This window comes from Pseudomonas sp. 2848 (genome assembly GCF_003253945.1).
Taxonomy (GTDB): Bacteria; Pseudomonadota; Gammaproteobacteria; order Pseudomonadales; family Pseudomonadaceae; genus Aquipseudomonas.
Genome location: NZ_QKZD01000001.1, coordinates 551,514 through 564,470 on the forward strand (window position 1 = coordinate 551,514; position 12,957 = coordinate 564,470).

General features: G+C 62.8%; 18 protein-coding genes. 11 read left to right on the plus strand and 7 right to left on the minus strand.

The genetic code is table 11. The features are described from left to right. The first annotated feature begins 25 nt into the window (after positions 1-25). The 6 genes from DFS21_RS02555 to recX all read left to right on the plus strand — a co-directional run bounded on the left by DFS21_RS02555 (position 26) and on the right by recX (position 4,074). A complete protein-coding gene (locus tag DFS21_RS02555; protein WP_110698198.1) occupies positions 26-487 on the plus strand; it encodes a lysis system i-spanin subunit Rz in 462 nt (153 codons plus the stop codon). Positions 488-519: 32 nt separating this feature from the next. Next, positions 520-1,266 carry a colicin-like pore-forming protein gene (locus DFS21_RS02560; protein WP_158539543.1) on the plus strand — a complete coding sequence of 249 codons (747 nt, stop codon included), beginning with the start codon at positions 520-522 and terminating at the stop codon, positions 1,264-1,266. A gap of 61 nt (positions 1,267-1,327) precedes the next feature. Continuing rightward, on the plus strand, positions 1,328-1,900 hold the full coding sequence (locus DFS21_RS02565) for a hypothetical protein (protein ID WP_110697824.1): 573 nt from the start codon (positions 1,328-1,330) through the stop codon (positions 1,898-1,900). A 30-nt stretch (positions 1,901-1,930) separates the two neighbouring features. Continuing rightward, positions 1,931-2,413, plus strand: coding sequence for a CinA family protein (locus DFS21_RS02570; RefSeq protein WP_110697826.1), 483 nt, complete (start codon positions 1,931-1,933; stop codon positions 2,411-2,413). Positions 2,414-2,517: 104 nt separating this feature from the next. Beyond that, positions 2,518-3,594 carry a recombinase RecA gene (recA, locus tag DFS21_RS02575; protein WP_028690616.1) on the plus strand — a complete coding sequence of 359 codons (1,077 nt, stop codon included), beginning with the start codon at positions 2,518-2,520 and terminating at the stop codon, positions 3,592-3,594. A gap of 9 nt (positions 3,595-3,603) precedes the next feature. Beyond that, on the plus strand, positions 3,604-4,074 hold the full coding sequence (gene recX / locus DFS21_RS02580) for a recombination regulator RecX (protein WP_111531767.1): 471 nt from the start codon (positions 3,604-3,606) through the stop codon (positions 4,072-4,074). 69 nt (positions 4,075-4,143) lie between these two features. Here the strand turns inward: recX and DFS21_RS02585 are convergent, their stop codons facing one another. Then, positions 4,144-5,262: an LOG family protein gene (locus tag DFS21_RS02585; protein ID WP_111531768.1), complete on the minus strand. Its 1,119-nt coding sequence runs from the start codon at positions 5,260-5,262 to the stop codon at positions 4,144-4,146. 304 nt (positions 5,263-5,566) lie between these two features. On the opposite strand from DFS21_RS02585, the gene DFS21_RS02590 reads away from it, so the two are divergent. Next, a complete protein-coding gene (locus DFS21_RS02590; protein ID WP_046857890.1) occupies positions 5,567-5,773 on the plus strand; it encodes a hypothetical protein in 207 nt (68 codons plus the stop codon). 1 nt (position 5,774) lies between these two features. On the opposite strand, the gene DFS21_RS02595 is transcribed toward DFS21_RS02590, so the two are convergent. Beyond that, positions 5,775-6,194, minus strand: coding sequence for a quorum-sensing-regulated virulence factor family protein (locus tag DFS21_RS02595; RefSeq protein ID WP_110697830.1), 420 nt, complete (start codon positions 6,192-6,194; stop codon positions 5,775-5,777). Between the two features lie 214 nt (positions 6,195-6,408). Here DFS21_RS02595 and DFS21_RS02600 point away from each other — a divergent pair, with 214 nt between their 5' ends. The 3 genes from DFS21_RS02600 (at position 6,409) to DFS21_RS02610 (ending at position 8,470) form a co-directional block, all read left to right on the plus strand. Further along, complete coding sequence (locus tag DFS21_RS02600) at positions 6,409-7,119, plus strand: tRNA-uridine aminocarboxypropyltransferase (protein ID WP_110697832.1); 711 nt, start codon at positions 6,409-6,411, stop codon at positions 7,117-7,119. Between the two features lie 257 nt (positions 7,120-7,376). Further along, entirely contained in the window at positions 7,377-8,027 is a 651-nt protein-coding gene (gene erdR / locus DFS21_RS02605) for a response regulator transcription factor ErdR (protein WP_023631045.1), read from the plus strand. Positions 8,028-8,104: 77 nt separating this feature from the next. Beyond that, positions 8,105-8,470, plus strand: a complete 366-nt coding sequence (locus tag DFS21_RS02610; protein ID WP_023631044.1) for a diacylglycerol kinase — start codon at positions 8,105-8,107, stop codon at positions 8,468-8,470. 3 nt (positions 8,471-8,473) lie between these two features. On the opposite strand, the gene finR is transcribed toward DFS21_RS02610, so the two are convergent. Further along, positions 8,474-9,400: a LysR family transcriptional regulator FinR gene (gene finR / locus DFS21_RS02615; protein WP_023631043.1), complete on the minus strand. Its 927-nt coding sequence runs from the start codon at positions 9,398-9,400 to the stop codon at positions 8,474-8,476. 120 nt (positions 9,401-9,520) lie between these two features. On the opposite strand from finR, the gene fpr reads away from it, so the two are divergent. Then, positions 9,521-10,300 carry a ferredoxin-NADP reductase gene (gene fpr, locus DFS21_RS02620; protein WP_046856781.1) on the plus strand — a complete coding sequence of 260 codons (780 nt, stop codon included), beginning with the start codon at positions 9,521-9,523 and terminating at the stop codon, positions 10,298-10,300. A 130-nt stretch (positions 10,301-10,430) separates the two neighbouring features. Here the strand turns inward: fpr and tsaA are convergent, their stop codons facing one another. From tsaA to DFS21_RS02640, 4 genes are all read right to left on the minus strand, one after another. Beyond that, complete coding sequence (gene tsaA / locus DFS21_RS02625; RefSeq protein WP_110697834.1) at positions 10,431-11,123, minus strand: tRNA (N6-threonylcarbamoyladenosine(37)-N6)-methyltransferase TrmO; 693 nt, start codon at positions 11,121-11,123, stop codon at positions 10,431-10,433. Positions 11,124-11,129: 6 nt separating this feature from the next. Then, positions 11,130-11,591 (minus strand): DUF1456 family protein, encoded by a 462-nt coding sequence (locus DFS21_RS02630; RefSeq protein ID WP_046856779.1) that lies wholly within the window; start codon positions 11,589-11,591, stop codon positions 11,130-11,132. A gap of 50 nt (positions 11,592-11,641) precedes the next feature. Next, complete coding sequence (locus DFS21_RS02635) at positions 11,642-12,352, minus strand: rRNA pseudouridine synthase (RefSeq protein ID WP_110697836.1); 711 nt, start codon at positions 12,350-12,352, stop codon at positions 11,642-11,644. Positions 12,353-12,473: 121 nt separating this feature from the next. Then, the gene (locus tag DFS21_RS02640) at positions 12,474-12,932 is read right to left on the minus strand and encodes a GNAT family N-acetyltransferase (RefSeq protein ID WP_110697838.1); all 459 of its coding nucleotides are present in this window, start codon (positions 12,930-12,932) and stop codon (positions 12,474-12,476) included. Positions 12,933-12,957: the final 25 nt, after the last annotated feature.

Genomic DNA, 12,957 nt, shown 5'->3' on the forward strand with positions numbered 1-12,957 from the left:
GCAACTGGCGGCGTGCGTCGGGCTGATGGTGTTGTCCGCTGCCGTGGCCTGGCAGGCGCAGGGCTGGCGCCTTGGTCGCCAGCTGGCCGAGCAGGAACAAGTGCTGGTGCAGCAGCGCCTGGACCAGGCCGAGGCGCTGCACGGCATGCTGCTGGCCGAGCGCGAGCAGCGCCAGGGCCTTGAACAACGCCTGCAGGACACTGAAACCAAACATTTCCAGGAGTTGACCGATGCCCAGCACACTCAGGCTCGCCTGCGTGACCGCCTTGCTACTGCCGATCTGCGCCTGTCGGTCCTGGTCGAGCGCGACACCACCTGTGCCCCAGTGCCTGCCGCCACCGGCGCCGGCGGCGTGGATCATGGCTCCGTACGCGCCCGACTTGACCCGGCGCATGCTCGACGAATTATCGCCATCACCGACGACGGCGATCGTGGACTGATCGCCTTGCGGGCCTGTCAGGCTTATGTGCGCGCACTGTCGCACTGATCTGCATTTCTTATCTTTTTTCCGTCAGGGCGTTGATCGATGAATTGCGCAAGCTGGACGATTACGACGTGCCAGCGGCGCTGGATGTCGAGCTTTCTCTCTTTACGGCAGCGCTGGCGTTGTATGTCGACCTCAAGGCGCAGGAGCAGTTGAGCGCGAAACTCGATGCCCTGGAAAAGGCCCGGCGTGACGCCGCGGAAAAGGAGGCCTACAAGGATGCCGCCACCTACGCCAGCGACATCGGCAAGGAAATCGCCAGCCGTTACGGTGAGCGCGTATCGCAAGCCGCCCGGGAGCTTCAGAAGGATATCTCGGGCAAACAGGTGCGCAGCTACCAGGATGCCCTGAAGACATTCGAGAAAATGTCGAGCAACCCTGGCTGGAAGCTCAATGGCAAGGATGCGGCTGCTGTCGCGCAAGCGTTGCGCGCACTGGACAAGGCGACCTTGGGCGATAACATGACGCGCCTGGGCAAGGCTTTCGGCGTTACCGGCGGGGCCATCCAGGCCCAAGGGCTTGTGGAGGCGGCCGCCACAGGGTTCCAGACGGGAGAGTGGAAGCCCTTCCTGCTGGAGATGGAGAGCGCCGTGCTCGGCAAGATCGCAGGCAGTGCGGCCGGGGCCATGCTCGGCATCACACTCGGTTTGCTGGGGGTGACGGTGACGGGTGGCGTGGCGCTGGTCGTCGGGGGTGTGCTGGTTGGCCTGGCCAGTTCCTACTTCGACCCGGAGAAAGTTGATCAGATCAACAACTGGGTAATGGACGCCGTAGGCGCCTGACGCTGTTCACCAAGGAGCGCGTTGCGCTCCTTGGCTTAATGCATGCAATGAACAGGATGTCATGAAAACCACTGAAAAAGCGGGTCTGCTCAAACTTTGCCAATGGCTACTCATCCTGGTGAGCGTGCTGCCAATCTTCGCGATTGCCCTGTGGTTGCCAACCCAGGCCCAAGGCCAATTGCCGATCACGCTCGAGCAGTTCCTGGTACAGCACCTGCTGGGACGTGTCGGTCCCTGGTCATCAAACTTCCCTCTGGAATCCATGGCCATCGCCAATTACATCGCGGTTGCCGCCCCCCTGTTTGCCGCCGGGCTTGTCGTGATCCTGCGCCAGCCCGGCTCCGGCTTGCCTGCTCGCTTGCCCGTACTGCCATGGCATCGCTACCTGTTGCTGTACCTCGGCTGGGCAGCGCTTATCAGCTTCATGGTGCATTACAACTACTTCACCTCTGTGGATTTTGCCCATCACCGCGGCAAGTTTCGCGGTTTCGGCTTCAACCCGGTGCTGTTTGCATGCTTTGCCGCGAGCATGCTGATGGCGTTGGAGTATCTGCTGCTCCTGAGCTACCTGCTGTTCATTCATTACCCGGTCGGCTGGCTGCTGCGATGTGTGGGCAGGTCACCGGGGTGTTAGGGTAGGGTCCATTCTTCACAGGAGCCCATCATGGACCCGATCACTGTTCTCTCCACCCGCCTGGGTGAACACCTGCGGCGCTTCAATGCCCAGGTGACCACCGCCGAGTCCTGCACCGGCGGCGGCATCGCCGAGGCCATCACCCGTATCCCCGGCAGTTCGGCCTGGTTCGAGGCCGGCTACGTCACCTACTCGAATACCCAGAAAACCCGCCAGCTAGGTGTACCCGAGGTGTTGTTCGCCGAGGTGGGCGCGGTCAGCCAGGAGGTGGTCGAGGCCATGGTACGCGGCGCTCAGGCTGCCAGTGGTGCGCGCTTTGCGGTCGCGGTCAGCGGCGTGGCCGGCCCCGACGGCGGTTCAGCGGCCAAGCCGGTGGGCACGGTGTGGCTGGCCTGGGCCGACGGCGACCACGTGAGCAGCGAGCGCCGCCACTTCGACGGTGACCGCGAAGCGGTGCGCCGACAGACGGTGATCGCCGCGTTAGACGGCTTGTTACAGCTTGGTGCGGAGTAATTCGCCCGACGGGGGTTTGCGGAAACGAATCCCTGTGGAATAATACTGGCTACTTATACAGTTATTCCGGCCGTCAGGGCCACGTCGAACACGTGAGGATTTCAATGGACGACAACAAGAAGCGCGCCTTGGCTGCGGCCCTGGGTCAGATCGAACGCCAATTCGGCAAAGGCGCGGTCATGCGCATGGGCGACCACGAGCGCCAGGCGATCCCCGCCATCTCCACCGGTTCGCTGGGCCTGGACATCGCCCTGGGCATTGGCGGCCTGCCGAAAGGCCGTATCGTCGAGATCTACGGCCCGGAGTCTTCGGGTAAAACCACGCTGACCCTGTCGGTCATCGCCGAAGCCCAGAAGAACGGTGCCACCTGCGCCTTCGTCGACGCCGAGCACGCCCTGGATCCTGAGTACGCCGGCAAGCTGGGTGTCAACGTCGACGACCTGCTGGTCTCGCAGCCAGACACCGGCGAGCAGGCCCTGGAAATCACCGACATGCTGGTGCGCTCCAACGCCGTCGACGTGATCATCGTCGACTCCGTGGCCGCGCTGGTGCCCAAGGCCGAGATCGAAGGCGAGATGGGCGACATGCACGTCGGCCTGCAGGCCCGCCTGATGTCCCAGGCGCTGCGCAAGATCACCGGTAACATCAAGAACGCCAACTGCCTGGTCATCTTCATCAACCAGATCCGTATGAAGATCGGCGTGATGTTCGGTAGCCCGGAAACCACCACCGGCGGTAACGCCCTGAAGTTCTACGCCTCCGTGCGCCTGGACATTCGCCGTACCGGCGCGGTCAAGGAAGGTGATGAGGTGGTTGGTAGCGAAACCCGCGTCAAGATCGTCAAGAACAAGGTCTCGCCGCCGTTCCGCCAGGCCGAGTTCCAGATCCTCTACGGCAAGGGCATCTACCGCAACGGCGAAATCATCGACCTGGGTGTTTCCCAGGGCCTGGTTGAAAAATCCGGTGCCTGGTACAGCTACCAGGGCAACAAGATCGGTCAGGGCAAGGCCAACGCCGCCAAGTACCTGCAAGAGAACCCGGCCATTGGTAGCGAGATCGAGAAGCAGATTCGCGACAAGCTGCTGACCGCCGGTGCAGCCGCCGCTGCAGCAGCGGCCGCCAAGGCCGGTGCCGCCGAAGCCGATGCCGATGATCTGGCTGACGCCGACGCCGGTTATTGATCTGCCTTCATGTCCGTCGTACTCGACACCCCCGTCGCCGTTCGGCGGACAGCCATGGACCTGCTCGCACGCCGCGAGCATGGTCGCGTGGAGCTGACCCGCAAGTTGCGCCAACGCGGCGCTACCGATGAATTGATCGAGCCCGCGCTCGATCGGCTTGCCGAGGAGGGGCTGCTCAGCGAGGCCCGCTACCTTGAAAGCTTCATACGCTATCGTTCCGGCTCAGGCTATGGCCCTGGGCGTATCCGTGAGGAGCTTGGCCAGCGAGGTCTGGACCGTGGCGATATCGACCAGGCACTGCGTGATAGCGGAGTGGACTGGGCGGTGCGGTTGAAAGAGGTGTGGCAGCGCAAGTTCTCTGGGCAACTTCCCCATGATCCACGCAGCCGCGCACAACAAACGCGTTTTCTCGCCTACCGTGGATTTTCCATGGAAATGATCAGCCGGCTGCTCAGCGGGCGCGATCTTGACGATTATTGAAGCGTGACCAGCATTGATGGCCCACATGGCTGACCCCGACCGGGGCCAGCCATGTGGGCCATTTTGCGTTCAGTTCACCCGCAGGGCTTCCCGGGCTCGTTGGGTGGTGTGCATTGGCTGGGGTTTGGCCCAGTTCTCCGACAGGTTGATGAAGTCCACCAGTTCGCGCAGGCGACCCTGGTCACGGCCGTTGAAGGCAAAGGTCAGGCGTGTCAGGTGGCTGAAGTTGCCTTCTTCGTGCTCCGTGCCACTGTCAGGCTGCTGGTGATACCTGCCGCTCAGGCGCAGGTCGGCAAAACCTTCCTCCACGTCATGCAGCGCGGCCTCGCTCAAGGGGTGGTGCATGCGGATGACGAACTGGTTCTTCAGCCATCGGCTGGAGTGGTAGTTGCTGTAGAACTGGTTGATTTCTTCCACCGCCTCGTCGGCACTGTGCACCAGGCGTACCAGCTTGAGGTCGCTGGGCAGGATGTAGCGGTTTTCTTCCAGTTGACGGCTGATGAAGGCCAGGGCGTCCTGCCAGAAACTACCGCCGGGCGAGTCGAGCAGCACCACCGGAACCAGCGGGCTCTTGCCGGTCTGGATCAGGGTGAGTACTTCCAGCGCCTCATCAAGGGTGCCGAAGCCTCCCGGGCAGAGCACCAGCGCATCGGCCTCCTTGACGAAGAACAGCTTGCGAATGAAAAAGAAATGGAACGGCAGCAGCTTGTCGGTGCCATTGACGGTGGCATTGGCATGTTGCTCGAAGGGCAAGGTGATGTTGAAACCCAGGCTGTGATCGCTGCCGGCGCCTTCGTGGGCGGCGGCCATGATGCCGCCTCCGGCGCCGGTGATCACCATCAGGTCGGAACGTGCCAGCGTTGCGCCCAGTTCCCGGGCCAGCGCATACATGGGGTGCTCCAATGGCGTTCGTGCCGAGCCGAACACGGTGACTTTGCGCCGCCCCTTGTAACGCTCGAGGGTGCGGAACGAATGGTCAAGTTCACGCAGGGCCTGCAGGGTTATCTTTGCGTTCCAGCGGTTGCGGTCGTCGTGGGCCATGCGCAGCACGGTCAGCAGCATGTCGCGGTACAGCGGCAGGTTGGGGCTGTTCGGGGCAACCAGTTGCAGTTGCTCGTCGATCTTGCTCAGGTCGATGCCGTGGTCCCTGAAATGGTTGAACAGCAGCTCGTTCGATTGGTAAGGCATTCAACGTCTCCTTCTGCAGCAAAACCTCTGACCGGGTCGATGGCAGGTCCCGGCCGCGACACTGCGTGTGTCGCTGGCTGCTGTGGCTCGAGTGTGCCCCCCGAGCGTTGCAGTAGGCCTTCAAGGCCATTGTTGCAGTGGCAGTTCCATCGCGTTGTCGTTGTTATGGGTACTCGTTATCAATCTAGACGCTGGGGCGCACTCGTGCCGCCACAGGCGTGCAATACCGCCTGTCAGACTGGATCCGATGATGGCAGCGCTTTGGTTAACTGGAGGCGCAAGAGTGATGCAGCGAGGTGGCGGTATGCACCGGCTGGTGATCGAGGTGGACGGGCAACTGTTGCAGTTGCTCGAGCGCGAGGCGAAGGTTCATCACCTGAGCTTGGAGGGGGAGTGCTTGCGTCGGCTGCAGGGGGGCGAGGGGCACTCGCCTTACCTGCTGGCCCTGTTGGCCGAGTTGCGCGCCGATGATGAGCAGCGGCGCGCCAGAGACAGCGATCAGCTGGCCTGAATCACTTTTTCTTGTTGCCAGCTGCGCAGCTGGCAGCGTCGAATGCCTGGTCCATGACTGGTTGGTTGGTCTTGTACACGGTGAAGCGGTAGACCATCACCGCGCCCTTGGACATCAGCTGACGGTAACCATTGTTACGGCAAACGCTGTCACCCAGCTGGCTGCGCACCTGCGCGGGGTTGGCCTGCATGCCTTGCGCATGCTTCTGGCGCACGCTCAGGTGATTGACCAGCGCCTTGCCTTCGACGGTATAGCCCTGGTCGAGGATGTCTTCGTTGATGGCCCGGGGGGTACCGACGCTGCTTTCCTTGGCGACCTTCTGCAGCATCTGGGTCAGCTCGTATTCCTGCTTGGAGGCAGCCTGGGCGGCCAGGGGCAGGGCGAGCAACAGGCTCAGGGTCGGGACGATAAGACGCAGCATGAATCTCTCCTGGTTCGATGACTGGCGCTTTGACCTGCGCCGGCGGGCGGCGTTCCATGAAACTGCTGGGGTTCCCCGGCCGCCTGAGCCGCTGATTATAAAGGAGCGGCCGCAAGGGCTGCACGGCAAATGACGCGTGCTCTGGTAGACTCGCGTTTTGTTTTCACCGAGTCGTCGTCGTGCCCCTTCCATCTTCCTGCCAAGGCCTGCAGCCATGAGCCACGCGGTAGCGCGGCTGCGCGCCGAGCGCCTGGCGCGCAGCATCAAACCCTTTGTCGCCCGCGGCTCGCGAGCCGAGCGCTGCCCGGATTGCCGGGTGATCGCCACGCACTGCCTGTGCGCGTGGAAACCGCGGGTGCCGGCAGACGCCGGCATGTGCCTGCTGATGCATGACACCGAGCCACTGAAGCCGACCAACACGGGGTGGCTGATTGCCGACGTGATCGAGGATACCTCCGCCTTCGGCTGGCTGCGTACCTCGGTGGACGAAGGCCTGCTGGCGTTGCTGGACGATCCGCGCTGGCAGCCTTACATCGTCTTCCCCGGCGAGTTCGTCAAAGAGGACCGTGTGGTCAGCGAGGTGCTGCGCGAACCGGGCAAGCGCCCACTGTTCATCCTGCTCGACGCTACCTGGACCGAGGCGCGCAAGATGTTCCGCAAGAGCCCCTATCTCGACCGTTTCCCGGTGTTGAGCCTGCAGGCCGAGCAGATGTCGCGTTACCGCCTGCGCCGCTCCAAGCGTGACGACCACTTCTGTACCGCCGAAGTCGCCGCCATGTGTCTGGAATTGGCCGGCGACAGCCAGGCCTCGCAGGCCCTGGATGCCTACCTGGATGTATTCAGCCTGCACTACCTCAGCGGCAAGCGGCGCCTGGCGCTGGATGAGCAGGACGAGGTCCACCAGCGTTTGCATACCTTCCTATAGTCCAAGGGGCAGGCGCGGCGGATTGGTACATACTGTCGTGGCTGGCAGCCAGGGTAGGCGGGGACGACCGGGCAATTGGCTTGACCACCCGGGGCGTGCTCGGCATCCTTGGCGCCGCTTCGGGCACGACGAAGCTGCTGTTACCCCGGACTTCGCCGTGCCATCCCGGCCGGCGGCCCTGCCGTTCGCGCCATGAGTTACCCGCCAGGCGTCTCCCGTACCCCCTGCGCCTGGTACAGAACAGGATCCCTAGATCGATGGCCACATACGAAATCCTGATTGCCGATGACCACCCACTGTTCCGTAGCGCACTGCGCCAGGCCGTTACCCTCGGCCTGGGCCCGGATGTGCGCCTGGTCGAGGTGGCGAGCATCGCCGAACTGGAAACCAGCCTGACCGAAAAAGCCGACTGGGACCTGGTCCTGCTGGACCTGAACATGCCCGGTGCCTATGGTTTCTCCGGGCTGGTGCTGCTGCGTGGCCAATACCCGCAGATCCCGGTGGTGATGGTCTCGGCCCAGGAAGAGGCGGCCGTCGTGGTGAAGTCCCGCGAATTTGGCGCCAGCGGTTTCATCCCCAAGTCCAGCGAGCTGAGCAAGATCCAGGAAGCCGTGCGCAATGTGCTCGACGGCGATGTCTGGTGGCCGCCGCAGGCGTTCGAGAAGGTTGACGTGTCTGCCGAGGCCAAGGCCGCCAGCGAAGGGCTGGCCAGTCTCACCCCGCAGCAGTTCCGCGTGCTGACCATGGTCTGCGAAGGGTTGCTGAACAAGCAGATCGCCTATGAGTTGAGTGTCTCGGAAGCGACCATCAAGGCTCACGTTACGGCGATCTTCCGCAAGCTTGGCGTTCGTACCCGGACCCAGGCCGCGCTGTTGTTGCAACAACTTGAATCGGTTTCGGCCAGCTAAATCCCTGCGCCTTCACGCTTTTTTGACTGCGGTTGAACTAGCCTGCTGGCCTTTTTTCGGTGAAGTGACTGACACACATGTCGCCATTCAAGGGCCAGACCGGCCTCAAACGTATCTTCAATGCCGCCGGCTACTCGCTGGACGGCCTGCGTGCCGCGTTCAAGGGTGAGGCCGCGTTTCGCCAGCTGGTGCTGGTCAACGTGCTGTTGATCCCCACAGCCTTCTGGCTGCCGGTGAGCCGCGCAGAACGGGCGATCCTTATCGCCGTGTGCCTGCTGGGGCTGATCGTCGAGCTGCTCAATTCGGCGGTGGAGGCGGCGATCGATCGTATCTCCCTCGACCGTCACCCCTTGTCGAAGAACGCCAAGGACATGGGCAGTGCCGCGCAACTGGTGGCCATGAGCATGGTCGCGCTGGTCTGGGGCGTGATCCTGCTCGGCTGACGTTCAGGCGATCGGCGGCAGCACGATCTCGTCGCTGCGCTGCACGCCAGCGGTGAAACTGCGGCACAGCTCGAGGAACTCGCGCATGGCCGAAGTCTGGTACTTCTGCTTGTGCCAGATGAAGTAGAACTGCCGCGACAGGTCCAGTGCCGGAGTTTCCACCGGTACCAGGCTGCCGCGGCGGAAAGCGTCGCGCAGGGCCAGGCGCGAGATGCAGCCGATACCCAGGCCCGACTCCACGGCCCGTTTGATTGCTTCGGTATGTTCCAGCTCCAGGCGGATGTTCAGGTTGGCGCGATGATGACGCATGGCCTGGTCGAAGGTCAGGCGCGTGCCCGAGCCTTGTTCGCGCAGGATCCAGGCTTCATGGGACAGCTGCTCGATATCGGCATGGCCGGCTTTGGCCAGCGGATGCTGCGGCGCGCAGAACACCACCAGCTCATCCTCTACCCAGGGCTGCACCTCCAGATCGGGGTGGTTGCAGTCGCCTTCGATTAGACCCAGGTCAATTTCGTAATGGGCAACCTGTTGCACGATATGCGCAGTGTTCTGCACGTGCAGTTTGACCTGGCTTTCCGGATGCACCTGCATGAAGCTGCCGATCAGCAAGGTGGCCAGGTAGTTGCCGATGGTCAGGGTGGCGCCGACGGCCAGCGAGCCGAACCCCGACTTGCCGTTGAGCAGGTCTTCGATTTCCTTGGCCTGGTCGAGCAGCGCCACGGCCTGGGGCAACAGTTGATGACCCAGGGCGTTGAGGCTCAGGCGTTTACCGGCACGGTCGAACAGCTGGCAGCTGGACTGGCGCTCCAGTTCGGTGATCGAGGTGCTCGCCGCAGATTGCGACAAGGCCAGTACGCCCGCGGCCCTGGACACACTCTGGTGCTGGGCGACGGCGACAAAGACCTGGAGCTGACGAAGTGTGAATCGCATATCTATATAACCGATAACACATATCTTGATAATTCAGTTAACAGATATTGTCGCTGCCCCTAAACTATCGCGCAACTGCGCGTCTTGCGCGCGCCGCGTTTTCCTTCAGGAGCCCCATCGATGAGCAACATGAACCACGAACGTGTCCTCAGTGTGCACCACTGGAACGACACTCTGTTCAGCTTCAAGTGCACCCGTGATCCGGGCCTGCGCTTCGAGAACGGTCAGTTCGTGATGATCGGCCTGCAGCAGGACAGCGGCCGTCCGCTCATGCGCGCCTACTCCATCGCATCGCCGAACTGGGAAGAGCACCTGGAGTTCTTCAGCATCAAGGTGCCGGATGGTCCGCTGACCTCCCAGCTGCAGCACCTGAAGGAAGGCGACGAGATCATCATCAGCAAGAAGCCCACCGGCACCCTGGTCCTTGACGACCTGAACCCGGGCAAGCACCTGTACCTGCTGAGCACCGGCACCGGCCTTGCGCCGTTCATGAGCGTCATCCAGGACCCGGAGACCTACGAGCGCTTCGAGAAAGTGATCCTGGTACACGGCGTTCGCTACGTGAACGAAGTGGCCTACCGCGAGTTCATCACCGAGCACCTGCCGCAGAACGAGTTCTTCGGTGAGTCGGTGCGCGACAAATTGATCTACTACCCGACCGTGACCCGCGAGCCTTTCGAAAACCAGGGTCGCCTGACCGATCTGATGCGCAGCGGCAAGCTGTTCAGCGATATCGGCCTGCCACCGATCAACCCGCAGGACGACCGTGCCATGATCTGCGGTAGCCCGAGCATGCTCGATGAAACCAGCGAAGTGCTGGACAGCTTTGGCCTGAAGATCTCGGCGCGTATGCGTGAGCCGGGCGATTACCTGATCGAGCGAGCGTTCGTCGAGAAGTAAGGCCAGCGGCATGAATGAAAAAACGCAGGCTTGGCCTGCGTTTTTTTATGCTCGGAGAAAAGGTTTGCCGTGTCGGCCCTATCGCGGGGCAAGCGACTTGCCCCGCGATAGGGCCCGCAACCACACCGGATCACTCTGGCGCCACCTCCAGCACCCGGATCACACCCGGTTGCGGATAATGCCAGCGCACCTGCACATCCCAGAACTTGACCCCATATACCCGCTCGGGCGGCGGCACCTGGTAGGCTGGGCGTGGGTCCTGGGCCAGGCACTGTTCGATCAGCTCGACCAGCGGTTCGCCCAGGCGCAATGCGTGGGTGTGGGCCTGAGGCAGTGCGCCCTCGCTCCATTGCACGCTGATCGGCTCCGGTGCATCACTGGCCATCAGGTTCGATGCCTCGGCGACGCTGTCCGCATACGGCACATAAGGCTTGATATCCAGCACCGGGGTGCCGTCCAGCAGATCGATCCCTGACAGCAGCAGGCGCCCCGGTTCGACGCCGTCCAGGCGTACCACCGACTGGCCGATGCCGTTGGGCCGATGGGTTGCCCGGGTGGCGAACACCCCCATGCTCTTGTTGCCGCCCAGGCGCGGTGGGCGCACCTTCAGGCGTGGCTTGTCTTCCAGTGCCTGGTGGAACAGGAACAGCAACCATACATGGCTGACCTGTTCCAGGCCTTCGACGGCATCGCCCTGGTCAAAGGGCGGCAGCAGCTCCAGCACGCCACGGGCGGCCGGCGCCAGCTGGGGCTGGCGCGGGATGGCGAACTTCTCCTTGAAACAGGAGCGAACGATGCCGACCGGCGAGACGGTATGCTGCATCTTGGCTCAGCCGCGCACGCGAAGGGTCAGGCCCTTGAGGAAGTTGCGCAGCAACTGGTCGCCGCAGGGGCGGTAGTTGTCGTGGCCGACCTTGCGGAACAGCGCGCTCAGCTCTGGTTTGGACACCGGGAAGTCGACGGACTTGAGTACCGCATGCAGGTCGTCCTCCTTCAGCTCGAAGGCCACGCGCAGCTTCTTGAGTACGGTGTTGTTGGTCACCGGCACTTCGATCGGCTGCGGCGGGCGGCTATCGTCGCGGCCGCGACGGTGAATCACCAGGCCGTCGAGGAAATGCGCCATCACCTTCTCCGGGCAGCGGACGAAGCCGGGTTCCTCTTCCTTTTTTACATAGGTGGCGATGGCCTCGGCGGAAACCTCGAGGCCCGAGAGCTTGATGATCTCGGCCATTTTCTGGTCGTTGGCCTTGAGCATGTAGCGCAGGCTGCGCAGTACATCGTTGTGGTTCATTGCGGCGAATCCTGTTCTGTTGCCGCGTCAGTCATTGCGCGGCGGTAATGCTAGAAGCGTTCTGTAGCGGCCACGTAGCGCCACTGGCCCAGCGGCAGCTTGCCCATCGACACCCCGCCAAGGCGAATGCGGCGCATCGCCAGGACCTTGAGGCCAGCGGTTTCACAAAGCTGTTCGATCAACCCCGGTTGCGGGTTCTTCAGCACGATGCGCAGGTGTTGCTCGTTCTGCCAACTGGCCTTGGCCTTCGGCAGTTCGACACCCTTGCGTTCCACGCCGCGGGCCAGTCGCTCGAGGGCGCCGGGTTTGGCTTCACCACTGACCTGGACGATGTATTCCTGCTCCATGCGGCGCAGGTCGGCCTCCAGCTTGCGGGTTACCCGCCAGTCCTGGGTGAACAGCTGCAGGCCACTGGCGCCGGGCAGCAGCGGGACGATGCAGGCCTGGCGGGCGAAATGCCCATGCAACGGGCGCACGCCCTCGCGGTGCGCTTCGCTGAGGCTGGCCATGCTGATGCTGGCCAGGGCGCTTGCGGTGTTTTGGCCGGCCTGCTGGTTGAGCAGCAGGGTGACCGGTTCGAGTGAATCGGCACGAGCGCCCGGCAGCAGTTCGACCTGCTGTTCGGCGACTTTGAACTGGGGTTGTTCGACCACCACGCCATCGACCGTGACCCAGCCACCCTCGATGTACAGTTCGGCCTCGCGGCGGGAGCAGCCAAGCTGTTCGATGAGGCGTTTGGAGAGACGAATGGGTTCGGACATGGACACGGGCATCACGCGGTAGGGAAAGCCTTCATTGTACCTGCCTGGGCGAGGTAGCGGCTGCAAATCGATGTCATTTGCGCCATTTCGGAGCGGAGTAGTGGTTTCCTGAGCTTGCGTACTAGGACGTTGTACGAACAAGCCTCATATGGAGTAGGGGATAGGGCTGCCCTAGGCCGTCGGTTTCCGAACGGCCATAGATCTCGAAGCCTTCATGCAGGTAGAAACCCAGGGCTTGCGGGTTCTGTTCGTTGACGTCCAGGCGCTCGGCGTTCAATTCGTGCACCGCGTGGCGCAGCAGGCGCCGTCCGATGCCCTGGCCACGGTGTTCGGGCGCGACGAAGAGCATGTCGACCCGGCCGTTTGCCACCCCGGCAAAGCCGAGGATGTGCCGCTTGCTGTCCTTGCAGCAGACCAGCATCACGGCATCGAGGTATTTGCGCAGCACGTGCTCGCGCAGCAGCAGAATGTAACCCTCGGGCAGGAAATCGTGGGTGGCGCGAACCGACGCCTCCCACACCCGGACCAGCTCGGGATAATCGCTCAGATGAGGTGTGTGCAGCGTGACGGCGGGCGACATCCTGTGATCCTCCGGGAGGCCATTG

What these genes read in the sequence shown, in the direction of transcription:
- DFS21_RS02555 (WP_110698198.1), top strand. Translation starts at nt 26, where the DNA reads ATGGTGTTGTCCGCTGCCGTGGCCTGGCAGGCGCAGGGCTGGCGCCTT.
- DFS21_RS02565 (WP_110697824.1), top strand. Translation starts at nt 1,328, where the DNA reads ATGAAAACCACTGAAAAAGCGGGTCTGCTCAAACTTTGCCAATGGCTA.
- DFS21_RS02570 (WP_110697826.1), top strand. Translation starts at nt 1,931, where the DNA reads ATGGACCCGATCACTGTTCTCTCCACCCGCCTGGGTGAACACCTGCGG.
- recA (WP_028690616.1), top strand. Translation starts at nt 2,518, where the DNA reads ATGGACGACAACAAGAAGCGCGCCTTGGCTGCGGCCCTGGGTCAGATC.
- recX (WP_111531767.1), top strand. Translation starts at nt 3,604, where the DNA reads ATGTCCGTCGTACTCGACACCCCCGTCGCCGTTCGGCGGACAGCCATG.
- DFS21_RS02585 (WP_111531768.1), bottom strand. Translation starts at nt 5,262, where the DNA reads ATGCCTTACCAATCGAACGAGCTGCTGTTCAACCATTTCAGGGACCAC.
- DFS21_RS02590 (WP_046857890.1), top strand. Translation starts at nt 5,567, where the DNA reads ATGCACCGGCTGGTGATCGAGGTGGACGGGCAACTGTTGCAGTTGCTC.
- DFS21_RS02595 (WP_110697830.1), bottom strand. Translation starts at nt 6,194, where the DNA reads ATGCTGCGTCTTATCGTCCCGACCCTGAGCCTGTTGCTCGCCCTGCCC.
- DFS21_RS02600 (WP_110697832.1), top strand. Translation starts at nt 6,409, where the DNA reads ATGAGCCACGCGGTAGCGCGGCTGCGCGCCGAGCGCCTGGCGCGCAGC.
- erdR (WP_023631045.1), top strand. Translation starts at nt 7,377, where the DNA reads ATGGCCACATACGAAATCCTGATTGCCGATGACCACCCACTGTTCCGT.
- DFS21_RS02610 (WP_023631044.1), top strand. Translation starts at nt 8,105, where the DNA reads ATGTCGCCATTCAAGGGCCAGACCGGCCTCAAACGTATCTTCAATGCC.
- finR (WP_023631043.1), bottom strand. Translation starts at nt 9,400, where the DNA reads ATGCGATTCACACTTCGTCAGCTCCAGGTCTTTGTCGCCGTCGCCCAG.
- fpr (WP_046856781.1), top strand. Translation starts at nt 9,521, where the DNA reads ATGAGCAACATGAACCACGAACGTGTCCTCAGTGTGCACCACTGGAAC.
- tsaA (WP_110697834.1), bottom strand. Translation starts at nt 11,123, where the DNA reads ATGCAGCATACCGTCTCGCCGGTCGGCATCGTTCGCTCCTGTTTCAAG.
- DFS21_RS02630 (WP_046856779.1), bottom strand. Translation starts at nt 11,591, where the DNA reads ATGAACCACAACGATGTACTGCGCAGCCTGCGCTACATGCTCAAGGCC.
- DFS21_RS02635 (WP_110697836.1), bottom strand. Translation starts at nt 12,352, where the DNA reads ATGTCCGAACCCATTCGTCTCTCCAAACGCCTCATCGAACAGCTTGGC.
- DFS21_RS02640 (WP_110697838.1), bottom strand. Translation starts at nt 12,932, where the DNA reads ATGTCGCCCGCCGTCACGCTGCACACACCTCATCTGAGCGATTATCCC.